Origin of the sequence: uncultured Caballeronia sp. (genome assembly GCF_964243625.1) — a bacterium.
Classification (GTDB): Bacteria; Pseudomonadota; Gammaproteobacteria; order Burkholderiales; family Burkholderiaceae; genus Caballeronia.
The window spans coordinates 1-15,965 of sequence record NZ_CAXTGZ010000088.1; the positions used below are offsets into that span (position 1 = coordinate 1).

The window sequence follows — 15,965 nt, forward strand, 5'->3', positions numbered from 1 at the left end:
CGCGAGCGGCGAAACCGGCGCGGTCAGTGCAATCACCCGAGCGCCGTATTCCCGCGCGACGCGGCAACTCTCGACCATCTCGGGCGTGCGTCCCGTCACCGACAACGCCACGACCACGTGATCTTTGGAGAGCGTCGCGGCGACCATCCGCTGCAGCAAACCATCCTGATACGACGCCACCGGGCGGCCGAGGCGCACGAGGCGAAAGCGCATTTCATCGGCAAGCGCGGTCGACCCGCCGCCCATGCCGAAGACGTAGATCATCTGGGCGCCAGCGAGGGCATCGGCGGCGGCGGCAATCGGCGCCGCCTGCAATGCGCCGCGATTGTGGGCGAGCGTAGTCTGGATATCGTCGAAAATGCGGGAAGCGAGGGAATCGGGGAGCGCGTCGTCACTGCTGCGATCACCACCGCCGCGCAAGAACCGCTGCCCGACGGCCGCCGCTTGCGCCAGCCGCAGCTTCAGTTCGCGCACATCCTCGCAGCCGACTGCTTTCGCAAACCGCGTCACGGTCGCAATGCTGACCGCCGCTTTTTTTGCCAACGCGCCGATGCTCGCGCGCGATGCACCGGTCAGATCGTCGAGAATGAGTGCTGCGACCTTGCGCTCCGCCGTGCGCAATTCGGGCGCGCGCTCGGCGATCCGGGCGACGATATCGAAAGCTGGCGGTTCGGACGACACGTTCATGGCAACCTTTTGCGCGCGTTTGTGGAGCGTGGTACTAAATAACAATTTATCAGGCATCGTACTTTCTGTACCATAAGCGAGTCAATCTGGAATATGCAGGCGGCGTCTCAAAATAAGAGCCAGGAGACATACAAACGAACGATGGAGCAGCAGCACATGAAAGTTACAAACTATCAGACGGCGACAATCGATCCTTTCGGCAAGGGTCTCGGCATGGTCCCGGGCGTGAGCGTCCACCTGGCGGATGCCGCGCGTCTCGACTGGAATCTGCTCGATGAAGACGTGAGCCTGCCCGCCGCCGTGCTATACGCGGACCGCATGGAGCACAACCTGAAGTGGATGCAGGCGTTCGTGGCGGAATACGGTGTAAAACTCGCGCCGCACGGCAAGACGACCATGGCGCCCCAATTGTTCCGCCGCCAGCTCGACGCCGGCGCGTGGGGCATCACCCTTGCGACGGCGCATCAGGTCCGCGCGGCGTATCGCGGCGGTGTGCATCGCGTGTTGATGGCGAACCAGCTCGTCGGCAAACGCAACATGGGCATGATCGCGGAGCTGCTCACCGACCCGGGTTTCGAGTTCCATTGCCTCGTGGATTCGGCGGATAACGTCGATCAGCTCGGCGCGTTTTTCAGCGATGTGAACAAGCAGGTCAACGTGCTGCTGGAGCTGGGCGTGGAAGGCGGCCGCACCGGCATTCGTGATAATGCGCAGCGCGACGCCGTGCTCGCCGCCATCGCGCGTTGGCCGGATACGGTGAAGCTGACGGGCGTCGAGTTGTATGAAGGCGTGCTGCAGGATGAGTCGAAGGTGCGCGCGTTTTTACAGCACGCGGTGGACGTGACGCGCGAGCTGGTCGCGCAGGGCAAGATCGAACGCAAGCCGGCGATTCTGTCGGGCGCGGGATCGGCCTGGTACGACGTCGTCGCCGATGAATTCGCGAAGGCGAATAGCGACGCCATCGAAGTGATCCTGCGTCCGGGCTGTTACCTGACGCACGACGTCGGCGTCTACAAGAAAGCGCAAAACGAGATTTTTGCGCGCAATCCGATCGCAAAGAAGATGGGCGAAGGGCTGAAACCGGCGTTGCAATTGTGGGCTTACGTGCAGTCGATTCCGGAGCCGGATCGTGTGATCATCGGCTTGGGGAAACGCGACGCAGCCTTCGATGCCGGCATGCCCGAATCCGCACGCCACTTCCGCCCCGGCACGCAATTGCCGCGCGACGTTGCGCCGGGAGAAGGCTGGGAAATCTTCGGCATGATGGACCAGCACGCGTACTTGCGAATCAAGCCGGGCGATGACATCAAGGTCGGCGACATGATTGCGTTCGACATCTCGCACCCGTGCCTCACCTTCGACAAATGGCGCCAAATTCTCATTGTCGATGCAAAATATCGCGTGAAGGAAGTGGTCGAGACGGCGTTTTAAGCGTTGTCGCTGAGCGTGGCGTCGCTTTCCGAGGACGTCGACGCGACCTCGATGATGCGCTGCTCCAGCACACGCAGCGCGCCCGACAACGCCGTGATGGCTTCGTCGGGCAGCGTGGAAAGCGTTTCGCTCAGAAACGTGTTGCGGCGTGGCAGGCCGGCGTTGACGACCGCGCGGCCTTCATCTGTGAGGATCACGTTGGAGATGCGGTTGTCGCGCTGATCCACGCTGCGGGCAATCCAGCCCAGCGCCTCGAGCGTTTTCAGTTGCCGCGTGAGCGCGCCCGGATCGACGCGCAGCCGCTCGACCAGCTTCTTCTGCGACAACTCGCCCGCATGATCGTGCAATGCGATCAGGATGCGCCAGCGCGGCATAGGCTGGCCGACTTGCGACTCGAAAGACTGCATGAACACACGATAAGTGCGTCCGAACTGCTGAATGACCGCGATGCGTTCCGTTTCGTCCATGCTGATTGATTCCCTGCTCCGCGTGAATGCCGCGCGTCCAACATTGAATTCATTCGGCCATGATGGCCGGCTCCACCTTCGTGCCCTTCAGGCGGACCGGCGGCACTCGCCGCGATTGCCACACGGCGACCACCGCAACGACGGCCGCCACTGCAATACCGATGTGGATTGCCGCCACCAGCGATTCGCGCGCCGATTCCAGCAGCGCAACGCCGTTATGACCTGCCGCGATCAGTTGCGACAAGAGCGTGGTCTGCGCTTCGTGGTTGATGAGAATTTGCGGATCGCTGAGATCGCCGAACCAGTGGCCGGCGTTGTCTTTATCGAGTGAAAGCCGCACGCCGCTTGCGTAGAGATGCGTAATCAGCGTGCCGGTCAGCGCCGTGCCGACCATGCCGCCAATCATGCGCAGCGATTGCAGCAACGCCGTCGCAATCCCCAGATGCTCACGTCCCGCCGTCAATTGCGCGAACACCGTCAGGTTAGGCATGACGAAACCGAGACCCATGCCGCCGAGCACCATGATTCCCATCAAGAGCGGCCGCGGCATGGAGCGCGTCGCGATCACCACGCCAAGACACGAGAGTGCGAGCAACGCGAAACCGACATACAGCATGGCGTTCGGGTTCTTCACCCGCGTGACGATCCGCCCGTTCAAAATGCTGCCGATAGTAATAAACACCACCAGCGGCGTGATGATCAGCCCGGCGTCCTTTGGCGACATGCCGAACCCGCCCTGGAACAACAGCGGCGCGTAGAACAGCAGCGAGAACATCGTGAAACCGCCGAGTATCGCCAACGTGAAAAGTGCGGACAGGCTCTTGTTGCGGAACATATCGACTGGAAGAATGGCGTAATCGCAGCGACGCTCCCACTTCCAGAGCGCATAACCGCACGCTACGCTCACCACCAGCAGCACCAGCGTTCCCGCTGAAACGCCGTGCTTCGGCAACATCTCGACGAACAACTGCAACGAACCGAGCGCAATCGCGATCAGGCCCGCGCCTTGCCAGTCAAGTCGCATCTTGCCTTCATGCTTGATGTGGCGAAGGTGCGGCAGGAAGCGCCAGACGAAGAACACCGATATCAATCCGACGGGCAAATTGACATAGAAAACTGAGCGCCAGCCGTAATATTGGGTCAGGATGCCGCCGAGCGACGGACCGACCGCATTGGCGATACCGAACGCCGAGCTCATCATGACCTGCCACCGCAGGCGCACGACGGAATCGGGGAACAAATCGGCAATGCACGCGAAAGCGGTTCCGACCAGCATGCCGCCGCCAATGCCCTGAAGGCCGCGCGCGAGCACGAGAAACAGCATGTCGTTGGCCATGCCGCAAAGCGCAGACGCTGCGGTGAACACGACAATCGATGCAATCACGAACGGCTTGCGCCCGTAATAATCGCCGAGCCGCCCGAAAACAGGCACGGTAATGACCGATGTGAGCAAGTACGAGGTCGCAACCCAAGCGTACAGGTCGAAACCTTTAAGCTCGGCAACGATGGTCGGCAACGCCGTGCCGACGACGGTTTGATCGAGCGCGACCAGCATGGTCACGAAACAGATTCCGAGCATCGCCATCAGCGATTCGCGGAAAGGGAGTACTTGTCCCGCGGAGTGATGCGCGGCAGTATGAACGGCCATTTTTTTGATACCGCAATGATTGACTTGTCAACAGACCGGGAATCATAGCACGCGATAATGCTCTAAATCAAAGCCTGAATCCTTCCTGGACCCTTTCGAAAAACATCATGGAACCGACGCCAATCTCCGTCTCGCCCCTTTCCCCGGAAGACCTGGCGACCTTGCGCCGCGCCAAGGAAGCGCTGGAAAGCCCGTCCCTGACGATGAAACTGGCAAGCGTGGTGGGCTCGCCCATCGAGAAGCTGATGGCGCGCATGCCGAACATCGCGCAGGAAAAAATCGATGACGCCACGCAGGCCGCGCTCAAGAAATGCCTGCAACTGGCGTTGCGCACGTTGACCAAAAGTTCAGTGGATGGCGTCCTGCTGCCGCCTGAAAAACCGCACAACCTGATGCACAAGCTCGCGGTGGCGACGACCGGCGCGGCGGGCGGTGCGTTCGGAATGTTCGCGCTACCGGTGGAATTGCCGGTCACGACCACGCTGATGTTCCGCTCGATCTGCGACATTGCACGCAGTGAAGGCGAAGACATTCATCTCATCGATACCCAGTTGCAATGCCTGATGGTCCTCGGCATGGGCGGCCCGAGTTCGAGCGACGACAACGCCGATATTGGTTATTTCATCGTGCGCGGGACGCTGGCGCAGTCGGTATCCAAGGCGACGAGCGAGATTGCCGCGAAGGGATTGAGCGGACATGGCTCGACGGCGTTGCTCAAGTTCTTGCAGACGGTGGCGTCGCGCTTTTCGGTGCAGGTCAGCGAACAGGTCGCCGCGAAGTCGATTCCCGCGATCGGCGCCGTGCTCGGGGCAATGGTGAATACGGTGTTTATCGATCACTTCCAGCAGATGGCGCACGGGCATTTCACCGTGCGCCGGCTGGAGCGCCAATATGGACAGCTCGCGGTGGAGCGCGCGTTTCAGACCATCGATATTTCCAGCGGCCGGTGAAGCGCTACGCGGCGTACGAACTGCGCCGCGTGTTCCAACGCCCGGTTCGCTTCCGGCACGAATGGCGCCAGCATCTGTAAAGCGTGCGGCATGTTCGGCAAGACTTGAAACTCTACGTTCACGCCCGCCGCTTGCGCTTTCTCGACGAAGCGCGTGGAATCGTCGAAGAGCACCTCCGTGTCGCCCGCCTGGATGAAGACCGGCGGCAAGCCATCGAAGCGTCCATATAACGGCGATACATACGGGTTGCGGACATCCGCGCTTCCTGTATAAAGCTTGCCCGCCGGCGCGATTGCGCGGCCGTAGAACATGGGGTCGCGGCCATTGTTGGTTGTGATCGATGCACCCGTCGCCGCCAGGTCCGTCCACGGCGAAAACAACACTGCGCCTGCGGGCATCGGGTCGCCGGCATCGCGCAATGCGAGCAGCGCGGCGAGCGCGAGGCCGCCTCCCGCCGAATCGCCGGCAATCACAAGCGACTGTGGCGCCACACCATCGGCGATGAGCTTTCTGTACGCAGCCAGAGCGTCATCGTGCGCTGCCGGAAACGGATGCTCGGGCGCGAGCCGGTAATCGAGCGAAAAAATGCGCGCGCCGGAACGCCGGGCAAACGCGAACACGAGGTTGCGATGCGTCGGCGGCGAGCAAAAGTAATAACCGCCGCCATGCAGATAAAGGATCGTGATGTCCGAAGGCGCCGCGGGCGAAAGCCATTCGCCACGAAGGGGCGCGTCGCTCTCGGCGTACCTTTCTTGAAGATGCCAACCGCGTTGGACCTTGGGCGACCACGCGCGCTTCGATGTCATTGCGCGTGCCTTGGCTACATCGATCCCGGGCGTGGCGGTTGCAGGGCGCATCCTGTGGCGCAGGACCCAACACATCAACGTACTCTGCCAACTCATGAACCGTCCTCTCTTATCTAGGCGGTGCTAGTTTGCGGGCATCACTTGCCCGCGAATCTCGCCCGTCGGGTTCGTTTCAGTATGTATGTTGAAGTAGTACTTGCCGGCCATCAGTTCGGTAGCCTGTTCTTCGGAGAGCGTCGCCTCGCCGTTGATAGGACTCGGCAACGCGTTTTTATCGATAGGAACCTGCACCTTTGCGTTCTGCCCGACAGGCGCCGGACCGTGGAAATGCGCCATGGTCGCCGGGCCGGACAAATCGGCATACGTCACGTTCCACTGCAGCGTTTTGGTGGTTGTATCGAAGGTGGCTTTCAGCACGCCATGCCCCTTGCTTACGCGCGGCGGCACTTCGCTCGAAGGTTGCAAATTGGCTTGCAACACGACGCTATCGGCAAAAGCTGGAACGGACGTCAACGACATCAGCAACAGGGTCAGGTTTGCAAGACGTCTGCTGTGCAATGAACCGGATCTCGTGAACATATTTTTGCTCTCTAATGGATAACCAACGAGTCGATGAGTGGTCTGTCTCATCGTGCGGTCATAGTAGAGCATTTTTGAGACACGCTTCCTTGGATGCATTCACAGGAAAAACGGTGGGCCAAAATGCGAAAAGGCGCCATTCGGCGCCTTTTCGTTACAACGTGAAACTTACAGCGTTACACCATTAGAAGCGGTGACGAAGACCCGTCGACACCACCACCTGGTTGCCGTGTACTGCGCGAGCGTTCGAACCGTACACTTGAGCTGCCGTGTCGCCGTCCGTCAACTGTACAACGCCTTCAGCATAGATGTCCGTACGCTTGGACAACGCGTAGTCCGTCTGGAGGCCAACTTGATGGTAACGAGCGTGGTCGTTGTTGGCGTTGCCCGGAACCATGCCCTTGCGGTCCGTGTACGTATATGCCGCGCCGAGTGCCAGAGCCGGGGTCAGCGAGTAGCGTGCGTTCACTTCGTAGTTGTTGTAGCGGAGCGTCGAATCACCACCAACGAACTGGAAGCGGCTTTGCGTCCATACTGCGCCGACCGTTGCGGGGCCGAACGAGTAGTTCGCACCAACGCCGAACGTACGTTGCGTCTGTGCCGAAACGTTTGCCATCAGCGGATCACCGTTTGTCTCGGTGATAGCACCGCCGAGGTTTGCGCTGTTGCCATTCTGGACCTGCAGGTAAGCTGCAGCCATCTTGAACGGGCCGTATGCATACTGTGCGCCGGCGCTGTAAGCGCGGTTATCAGCAAAACCACCTGCTTCGTTCGAGAAGCCATACAGGCCACCGAATGTCAGGCCGCCGTAGTTGGCGCTCTGGTACTTGACCGAGTTGTTCACGCGGAACGAGTTGTCCGTGTTGTCGTTGTCGAACGGATGGGAGAAATACGTACCGCCCCAGCTGCCGTTAGCCGTCAACGGCGCGACATAGTCGACCACCGAGTCATACTGGCGACCCAACGTCACCGTACCGAACTGAGCCGTCGAAATACCGACATATGCCTGACGGCCGAACTCACGACCGCCTTGTTGCGAAGCGCCGGTGCCGATGTTGAAACCGTTCTCCAACGTGAAGATGGCCTTCATGCCGCCACCCAGGTCTTCAGCACCGCGCAGGCCCCAACGGCTGCCGTTGATGTTACCGCTCGACAGGCGGAACGCTGCAGCGCTGCCTTTGTCTGCGTTCGCCGACTTTTCGTTGTTCACATAGGTAAAGCCGGCATCAATAAGGCCATACAGCGTAACGCTGCTTTGCGCGTTGGCGGCGGTCGCAAAAGAAGCGGCTACGGCCGCGACGATCAGAGTCTTTTTCATGGTTGATCCTTTTAATGAGTCTGTCGACTCGACTGGTTGCATAACGCGCCGCCTTCCTGTCTGACTTCAAGGCGACTCGTTTCCGGTCTTTTCCCGGACACCGCGATTCGGCTGAACAAAGTTTAGGGCGCGGGCTTTTAGGCAAACCATCAAGGCACACACAAAAGGCTTTTTGAATAAGTCGAAAAGTAGCGCTTCCGATCGCGCAAAGTGTTGTCGCATCAGGCAATTTCACTATCTTGAATTAATGTCCGGATACCTAATTAGTTGCATGCGTTGCACAGTTGCGACAGTAGCAACCGCACGACACTCACGCCCTTTCCGCTGCTTTCGTCCCATTCCTATTTCCGGGATAACTTCGCGGGATTAGCATCGCGCACGCGAGTGAGTGGACTGAAGAAGGAACTCAACGCACGACTTTTCAGCCTCGATATGACATGAACGGGGTGACTCTGTGAGCATCGGTAGTCAATGAATCATTTGCAAGCCATGCGCGTTTTCGTGAAGGTCGCTGAAACCGGGTCGTTCGGCCGGGCTGCCGCCGTGCTCGATTTGTCGAACGCGGTCATCACACGGTACGTCGCGTTACTCGAGGCGCATCTCAACACGCGTCTTCTGAACCGCACCACGCGCAGCGTGTCACTTACCGAAGCGGGCGCCTCGTATGCCGAGGGCTGCCGCGCGGTCATCGAACAGGTGGAGGCGATTGAATCAACGGTGTCGCAAACTTCGTTCGATCCTTCGGGCGTGCTGAAGCTCGTGGCATCGGCATCGTTTTCGCTGTTCGGACTCACGCCGCTGCTTTGTGATTATCGCGAGGCATTTCCGAACGTGAAGTTGCGGCTCACGCTGTTGCATCGGCCGGTCGATCTGGTGGATGAGGGCTTCGACGTCGGCATAGTCGTGCCGCGCATGGTCAATAGCGGCACGCTGATCAACCGGCCGCTGTTCAAGGTGACGCCCGTGATCGTGGCGGCGCCCGGCTATCTCGCGAAGCATGGCGTACCGTTACGTCCCGGCGATTTGCCGGCGCACGCTTTCTTGTCGCCATCGGCGGATATACATGGCGCGACCTGGTCGTTCACGAACGAGACCGGCGAGGACGAGGATATCGTCATCGACCCGGATTACACGGTCAACAATTCGCAAATGCTGCGGCAAGCCGCACTGTCCGGCATGGGCATCACGGCACTTCCCGAAAGCCATATTGCCGACGATCTCAAGGACGGCACGCTGCTGCGCCTCCTGACCGATTACACAGTAAACAACGCCGACAAGGAAGTGTCGCTGGTCTATCCGGGGCGCCGTCATGTATCGGCGAAAACACGTTCGTTCGTGGACTTTACGATCGCGCATTTCAGGAAAGACACGGCAGTGAGCGCGTTGTTCTAACCGCGCGGAATCATTTGAAACGGGCCGGTTCAACAACTGAAGGTTGAACCGGCCCGCTTGTTTGCTCTTCGCACATGATGACGAGCAACACGTTTCACGCCATTGCCGCGCACTGCCCTTCTATGATTTCGAGCAGCACTTCGCAGCGTGCGATCAGCACCGCGCCATCTTCGTTCCGGCGCGTGGCCGGTTTGTCGAGAAGATCGCGACGGAAGGTATCGAGCGCCACCTGTAATGGCCGGTACTGCAGCACGCTCGCCGCCCCGATCACCCGGTGATGCCATTCCCGCAATTGTGCGACCGAACCGCCGTTGTCGAGCAATGACCTGAGCGTTTCCAGATCATCGCGAAATGACGATGCAAACGCATCGAGCAACGCCTTCACGGTCGTCTCGCTGCCCCACAGTTGCGTCATATAGCCGAGATTGAGTTCATCGCTTTCAGTGGTCGCCGTGTCCGGGCCCGCAGCGGATTGCGGCTCCGCAGTTCCATCAGGCTGCGGCGCAGCCGACGAGTTTTCCATCACGCGCCATCGGTTCAAGTGATCGCGCAATGTAGCGAGACGGGTCGGCTTGACGAAGCAATCGTCCATGCCTGCATCGCGGCACATGGACAGTTCCTCCGGCGCGGTGCTCGCGGTGATGCCAAGGATAGGCAGTCTCTTCGACAAACCCAGTTCGCTCGCCCGCACACGCCGGGCCAGCTCGTAGCCGGTCATGTTGGGCATATGGCAGTCGGTGATGAGGTAGCCGTAATGCCCATGCTTCAGTGCAGCAAGCGCTTCCACGCCATCGGGCACGATGTCGCAGGCAAATCCAAGCAGCGACAACTGATGCCGGATCAACTCCTGGTTCACCGGATGATCCTCTGCCACGAGCACAAGCCGTCCCGCGCGAATCGCGCGGTCGCGATCGGGCGCTTCCATGTTTGTATCAGTACTGCGTGTGGCGCGCGACGCAATCTGCGGCAAGCCTGTCAGCGCGGCGACGCACGCGGCGCCGAGACCCCGCCATGAGATCGGATTCACGCTCACGCGAATGTCGTTTTCGAGAATGCGATATCCCGTCGGCTTGGGCTTCTCCGTGACGTGGATCACCTGCGTTTTCAACGGCAGCGCTTCCCCGTGTGTATCGCTGAGGAACACCAGGTCGATACCATTGAATGTTTGCGGATCGCGCAACGCGGCGTCATCGCGAGAATGAATCTTGAGTTCGAGGCCGAGCGCCTGCCCATAATCCACGAGTGCACGGGCCACGCGTGGGTCATCGATTGCAATGATGCCGCGCTTGCCGCGCATTCCGCCGATCTGATAACTGGTCGTTTCCACCGGCATGCTCAGACGAACGGTCATCTTCGTGCCGACACCCAACTCGCTTTTCAGCTCGAGCGTTCCGCCCATCAGTTCGACGAGTTTGTGGCAGATCGTGAGGCCAAGCCCCGTGCCGCCGAAGCGTCGAGTGGTGGACGTTTCAGCTTGCACGAAGGGTTCGAAAAGGCTTGCCTGGGCGTCGGCTGCAATGCCAATGCCGGTGTCCTCCACGCTCAATTCGACCGTCTGCACACCGCGTGCGCTTGCAACCATATTCACCGATAAGGCGACGTCGCCTTTCATCGTGAACTTGATGGCGTTGCTCAGCAAGTTGAACAACACCTGGCGCAAGCGCACGCTGTCGCCGCGCAGACTTGCGGCGACATCCGGCGACACGGCAGCACGCACGCGCAGACCCTTTTCGTGCGCGCGTCCGGCGAGCAGGCCGACGGCGTTATCGACGAGTTCGCGCAAATCGATCGGCATCGATTCGATGGTCAACCGCCCCGCCTCGATCTTCGAATAGTCGAGCAGGTCATCGAGGATCTGCAGCAGCGCGCTCGCCGAATCCTGGATCATGCCGAGCATCTGCGACTGGTCCGGATTGAGCGGCGTGGTCTCGAAGACCTCCACGAGCCCGAGCACACCGTTCATCGGTGTACGGATTTCGTGACTCATCATCGCGAGGAAATCGTCCTTTGCACGCGAAGCCGCTTCGGCCGCATCGCGCGCTGCGGCGAGTTCGTCGGCGCGCGCGCGCTCGATGCTCGCGTCGATCCAATAACCGTTCCAGACCACGGCGCCGTCCGTCTCTCGATTCGCGACGAGATCGGCGCGGATCCACCGGCGGCCTTCGTCTGCGATCGAGCGAAACTCCATGTGGATCGGCTCGAGCGTCTGCGCTGAACGCTCGATTGTTTCGCGCACGCTGCGTTTGTCCTCGGCGTGAATCACCGACAATCCCGCCACCTGGTCGTTGCTCAACGTCGCGAGATCAAGGCCGAACAGATGCCGCGTGTCGCCGCCCACATACGGGAACCCGTAGGTGCCGTCTGTCGCGCGACGCAACTGGAACACGACGGCCGGCAGCGAGCGGGTGACATCGTGCAGACGGCGCTCGTTCTCGCGCGCGCGCATTTCGGCGTCGCGGATATCCGTGATGTCGATCATGGTGCCGACCGCGCCTGCCATCGCGCCGTCCGCCGCCTTGAATGCGCCGGTCCAGAAAAGCGCGTGACGCAGTTCGCCCAGACGGTTGTGAAACGCGAATTCAACTTGTTCGCGCTGCCCGTTCGTGATGCTCTGACCAACGAGATCGTGCAGGCGCTTGCTGTTTTCGGGGCCCCAGGACTGTGCTTCGAGCGCGGTGTGGCCGATCACGTCCTCGCGCCGGATTCCGAGCATTTTTTCGAACGCGCGATTCACCGCGATATAGCGATTCCCCAGGTCCTTCGCGACCAGCGGATAGGGCACGACTTCCATCATGGTCTGCTGGAAGCTGAGCTGGGTAGCGAGACGCTGCTCCGTCTCGACGCGCCTGGCCATCTCGCGTTGAAGCAGAACGAATGCACGCAACGTCACGCCGAGGATTACGCCGATGGCAATCAGCACAGGCAACAAGCGCATTGCGCTGACGCTCCATCCGCTCGATAGCGGATCGGACGCCACCAGACTCGCCTGGAGAATCCTTTCCTTGTCGGCGGCGGGCATGGCGCGCAACGCGCGGTCGATCAGCGGCACGAGCCGGCGGTATTCAGGACGCACTGCGAAACCGATGTTCTCAAAATCGCGCGCCGGCCCGATGCCCTGCAGTTGGTCTTCGCGACGCGTCGCGATCACGTCGACCTGTCCGTTGCCGAACGCGTTCGATACCGCAGTCCAGTCCGGATACATGCGCGGATCGAAATCGATATCGAGCGCCCTGGATAAATAAGCCGTGTAAGCGAGCACATTTCCGCCGGTGTGGCCGTCGGACTCGGCGGAGGTGAATGGCGCCCAACTCGTGTCGATGCCCAGAGCGAGTGGCGGCAGCGAGCGCAGGTAGGCGTGTTCGTCGGCGCTGAGGTCGAGCGCCGGGGCCTCTTCGCCGGTTTGCGATCCACGTCTCGCCGATTCATTCGAACCATCCGCGCTGACGCCGACCGGTTCACCATTGGCTTGCATCACCGTTTTCGCGGTCCCGTTTGCGAGAGCACCGATGGTGAGTGTCGAATAATGATCCAGCGATTGTTCGGCACGCACTGGATCAGCAGACACGCCCGACCCCATCAGGACGAGCATGAACAGCGTCATCACGCGAGCCAGGCGGGGTATTGGGGAAGTTGACATGGCGTGCAGGAAGGGTCGATGCGCGCTGGTCATAGCGGCTGTTTGTCCAGCACGCCGCCGACACGGCCCGTGTTTTGTATGGGACTGTTATCGGCTGAAGCGTTGCGCTGGAGCGTGGGATAGAAGAAGCCTGCGAGCACACCCCCTGCAAGCGGCGCTGCCCAGAAGAGCCACAACTGGTCGAGTGCCCAGCCTCCCATGACAAGCGCGGGACCGGTCGATCGCGCCGGATTGAGGGACGCATTCGTGACGGGAATGGCCAGCAGCGAACACAAGGTCAAAGACAACCCGATCAGCGCCGCACCACTGGCTCGCATGCGTTTGCCCGACGTCACGGCAAGATTGACGAGCACGAAGACGAAGGTCATCAGCACTTCCACGATCAACGCCGCGTGCAGTTGGTAACGAGCGGGGGAATGAACGCCGTAGCCGTTCACACCAAGTGCAACGGGACCCGGCAACACGCCAGGCCGCGCGCTGGCCACAACATAAAGAAGCCACGCCCCGGCAATCGCGCCGCAAACCTGCGCCGCGATAGTTGGTATGAGGTCGCGTACGGGAAATCGATTGGCGACGGCAAATCCAACCGTTACCGCTGGATTGAAGTGCGCGCCGGAGATGGGACGCAACACATATACGAGCGTGGTAGCAGCAAGGCCGAAGGCCACCGCCTGACAAATGAGGCCGAGGTCCGTGCGAAAATAACCGCTGGCGAGCGCCGTGGAGCCGCAACCGAAAAAGACGAGCGAAAACGTTCCGACGCACTCGCTTAATATCTTCTTGAACATATCGTCTTCCGTCCCACGTTGAGCTCCGTCGCCCGATGCGTAACCGCACGGCAATCGTCGCGGGACGGCAAACATCGGGGAGTAAAGAGATCGAGTCTGGGCGTAAAGATCCGTCCGATTAATCAGAGCATTCCTAAACACGTCTGACTGAATGAGGATTGGTTTTTACGTTTTTCTCGGTGCTGCGGGCGCGACGAGAGCGGCTCAAGAAAGCCCGATCTGCCTGAGATAGTTCAGGAGTTGCGTTTCCGTTTCGAGACCGAGCTTTCGCATGGCGTTGCGCCTTTGCGTGCCTATGGTCTTGACGCTTCTTCCGAGATGCTCCGCAATGCCAATGAGTGACTTGCCAGCGGCATACAACTGGAACACTTCCCATTCGCGCGCGCTCAAGACGCCTGCCCGGCCGGGTTTATTCCCGGCATGGGATTTCAGCAGCGCTTCCACATGCTTTGACACAAAGCACTCGCCGCGAATCACCGCGGCCATCGCCTCATTCAAGGACTCAATGCAATCACGCTTGTCCAAGAGGCCGTCGGCCCCAAGCTCGAGCAGACCGGCGAGCATCTGAGGTTGCGCAATCATGGTGACGACGATCAGGCGCGCCCGCTCTGGCTGCCCAAGAAAGGACCGCAAGAACGCTATGGCATTGCTCTTGCCGTCGATACCCCGCATGCCGATGTCCGAGATCACGATATCGCACGGAAACCGTCCGATCAGGTCTGCGAGGCATTCGGTGTCGCCGGCGGTCGCCACCACTTCCACACGCGGATCGCACTGAAGCCAGGCACTGATGCCCTCTCTGACGGCCGCGTGATCATCGGCCAGGATAATCCGGGTTTTCGAATCCACTTGTTAATGCTTTCGCTGTCTACGTGATGAGTTACGCATTCCGATGCGGCTTTTAAGCTATCACCCGGACTGCTGCATTTGAATCAGGCCACTCTGAAGCGCAAATTGGTAAAGTTCTGCGTCCGTGTTCAACTCGAGCTTGCGCATGGCTCCGCATTTCTGTGCGCTGATGGTCTTGACGCTACGACCCTGCTCACGCGCTATTTCAGTAATGTTCTCGCCGCTCGCATAGCGGACGATTACGTCAAGTTCGCGGCGCGTGAGCTTTTTCCGGATCTGGTCCACCCGATGCGCCGAAGTCGCACCGGCGAGAAGCTCACGTATCGACGGCCCAAGGTACTCCTCCTTCGCAAGCACGTTGACGATGGCCACGTAGATCAATTCCAGTCGGTCCTGTTTGCTGACCACGGCGTTCGCACCGGCGTCGAGCGCCCGAGCGATGAGGTCGGCGTCTGTTGTCATCGACAGGACAACAATCGCGGTCTTCGGATGATGCTGAACAATGAACTTGATCAAGTCTATGCCGTCGCCGTACGTACCGCCGGGCATGTAGAAATCCATGATGACAACGTCGCATTTCTCCTGCTCGAGCGATGCGATCAGACCCGTGGAATCCTGCGCGCGGCACACGATCTCGATGTTTTTAAGACTGGCAATCAGACGCTCTATGGCAAGAACGACTAATGGATGATCGTCGGCGACCGCCAATCTGATTCGTTGAGTGAACGCAATCATTTCCTAACCTTTTTAAACCCGATGTCCGCCCGGGTGATGCGTCCGCTCAAGGCGGGTTGTACTGTGCCTCTTTTTGCGTGGCCTGCTGCAGGATCGTTGATCCGCGCCGCCATCGACATAAGATGCCTCTGAAAGCATTTCAAGTTAAGAAATCTCATTTACGTGAGGCCGTACGCGCGCGCGAATGCGAACAATCCGGGATCGTTCTGAACACCGAGCTTGCTCATGGCGTCGCGTTTTTGACGGCTGATGGTGCGCACGTCGCGCTTCATGAATTGCGCGATCTCGGTAATCGAAAGGCCGCTTGCAAACATACGTACTACTTCGATTTCGCGAGGTGACAGGCGCGGACCTTCACCGAGCAGATCGTTCTCCGCACCGGCCACGGCCAGCGCATCGACAACCGATGAACTCAGATACCGGCGCCCGACGCCCGCAAACTTGACGGCCGCCGCGAGTTGATCCATCGATTCGACCTTGTTGAGCAGGCCCATTGCGCCCGCGCTCAGGATCGAGCGCAGGATCGCGACGTTGCTCACGCTGGTCAGCACGACGATACGAATGTCCGGCCAGTCCCGTCGCACTCGCTTGATCAGACGCAACCCGTCCTCCGCCTGCGAACCTAGCTCGGGCATGGCGAAGTCCGTAACAAGCACGTCACAGGACATGGTGCTCAAT

General features: G+C 60.1%; 14 protein-coding genes. 3 read left to right on the forward strand and 11 right to left on the reverse strand.

Translation table 11 applies throughout. From position 1 onward, the window contains the following. Positions 1 to 687 (reverse strand): SIS domain-containing protein (locus ACFFAR_RS08555; RefSeq protein WP_174363898.1); only part of this gene is annotated, 687 nt, incomplete at its 3' end. A gap of 156 nt (positions 688 to 843) precedes the next feature. Here ACFFAR_RS08555 and ACFFAR_RS08560 point away from each other — a divergent pair. Further along, the gene (locus ACFFAR_RS08560) at positions 844 to 2,118 is read left to right on the forward strand and encodes an alanine racemase (protein ID WP_174363897.1); all 1,275 of its coding nucleotides are present in this window, start codon (positions 844 to 846) and stop codon (positions 2,116 to 2,118) included. Here ACFFAR_RS08560 and ACFFAR_RS08565 read toward each other — a convergent pair. Beyond that, the gene (locus ACFFAR_RS08565; RefSeq protein WP_061998391.1) at positions 2,115 to 2,585 is read right to left on the reverse strand and encodes a MarR family winged helix-turn-helix transcriptional regulator; all 471 of its coding nucleotides are present in this window, start codon (positions 2,583 to 2,585) and stop codon (positions 2,115 to 2,117) included. The two genes, ACFFAR_RS08560 and ACFFAR_RS08565, sit on opposite strands and share 4 nt — an antisense overlap. A gap of 49 nt (positions 2,586 to 2,634) precedes the next feature. Beyond that, positions 2,635 to 4,233: an MDR family MFS transporter gene (locus ACFFAR_RS08570; protein WP_062169062.1), complete on the reverse strand. Its 1,599-nt coding sequence runs from the start codon at positions 4,231 to 4,233 to the stop codon at positions 2,635 to 2,637. Between the two features lie 107 nt (positions 4,234 to 4,340). On the opposite strand from ACFFAR_RS08570, the gene ACFFAR_RS08575 reads away from it, so the two are divergent. Beyond that, the gene (locus tag ACFFAR_RS08575; RefSeq protein ID WP_061998389.1) at positions 4,341 to 5,183 is read left to right on the forward strand and encodes an EcsC family protein; all 843 of its coding nucleotides are present in this window, start codon (positions 4,341 to 4,343) and stop codon (positions 5,181 to 5,183) included. Here ACFFAR_RS08575 and ACFFAR_RS08580 read toward each other — a convergent pair. The 3 genes from ACFFAR_RS08580 to ACFFAR_RS08590 form a co-directional block, all read right to left on the reverse strand. Further along, complete coding sequence (locus ACFFAR_RS08580) at positions 5,153 to 6,085, reverse strand: alpha/beta hydrolase fold domain-containing protein (RefSeq protein ID WP_174363896.1); 933 nt, start codon at positions 6,083 to 6,085, stop codon at positions 5,153 to 5,155. The genes ACFFAR_RS08575 and ACFFAR_RS08580 overlap by 31 nt on opposite strands. A gap of 27 nt (positions 6,086 to 6,112) precedes the next feature. Beyond that, entirely contained in the window at positions 6,113 to 6,508 is a 396-nt protein-coding gene (locus ACFFAR_RS08585; protein WP_174363899.1) for a CHRD domain-containing protein, read from the reverse strand. A gap of 244 nt (positions 6,509 to 6,752) precedes the next feature. Continuing rightward, positions 6,753 to 7,886, reverse strand: a complete 1,134-nt coding sequence (locus tag ACFFAR_RS08590) for a porin (protein ID WP_061998387.1) — start codon at positions 7,884 to 7,886, stop codon at positions 6,753 to 6,755. A gap of 471 nt (positions 7,887 to 8,357) precedes the next feature. Between ACFFAR_RS08590 and ACFFAR_RS08595 the strand changes: the two genes are divergently transcribed. Continuing rightward, a complete protein-coding gene (locus ACFFAR_RS08595) occupies positions 8,358 to 9,278 on the forward strand; it encodes a LysR substrate-binding domain-containing protein (protein ID WP_174362965.1) in 921 nt (306 codons plus the stop codon). A 94-nt stretch (positions 9,279 to 9,372) separates the two neighbouring features. On the opposite strand, the gene ACFFAR_RS08600 is transcribed toward ACFFAR_RS08595, so the two are convergent. The 5 genes from ACFFAR_RS08600 to ACFFAR_RS08620 all read right to left on the reverse strand — a co-directional run. Continuing rightward, positions 9,373 to 12,915, reverse strand: a complete 3,543-nt coding sequence (locus ACFFAR_RS08600) for an ATP-binding protein (RefSeq protein WP_375507750.1) — start codon at positions 12,913 to 12,915, stop codon at positions 9,373 to 9,375. Between the two features lie 29 nt (positions 12,916 to 12,944). Then, positions 12,945 to 13,703: an aquaporin gene (locus tag ACFFAR_RS08605; RefSeq protein WP_075358976.1), complete on the reverse strand. Its 759-nt coding sequence runs from the start codon at positions 13,701 to 13,703 to the stop codon at positions 12,945 to 12,947. Between the two features lie 204 nt (positions 13,704 to 13,907). Continuing rightward, positions 13,908 to 14,552, reverse strand: a complete 645-nt coding sequence (locus ACFFAR_RS08610) for a response regulator (protein WP_174362966.1) — start codon at positions 14,550 to 14,552, stop codon at positions 13,908 to 13,910. Positions 14,553 to 14,612: 60 nt separating this feature from the next. After that, positions 14,613 to 15,260, reverse strand: coding sequence for a response regulator transcription factor (locus ACFFAR_RS08615; RefSeq protein WP_375507751.1), 648 nt, complete (start codon positions 15,258 to 15,260; stop codon positions 14,613 to 14,615). A gap of 185 nt (positions 15,261 to 15,445) precedes the next feature. Beyond that, positions 15,446 to 15,965: response regulator (locus tag ACFFAR_RS08620; protein ID WP_375507752.1), on the reverse strand; the 520-nt coding region annotated here is incomplete at its 5' end.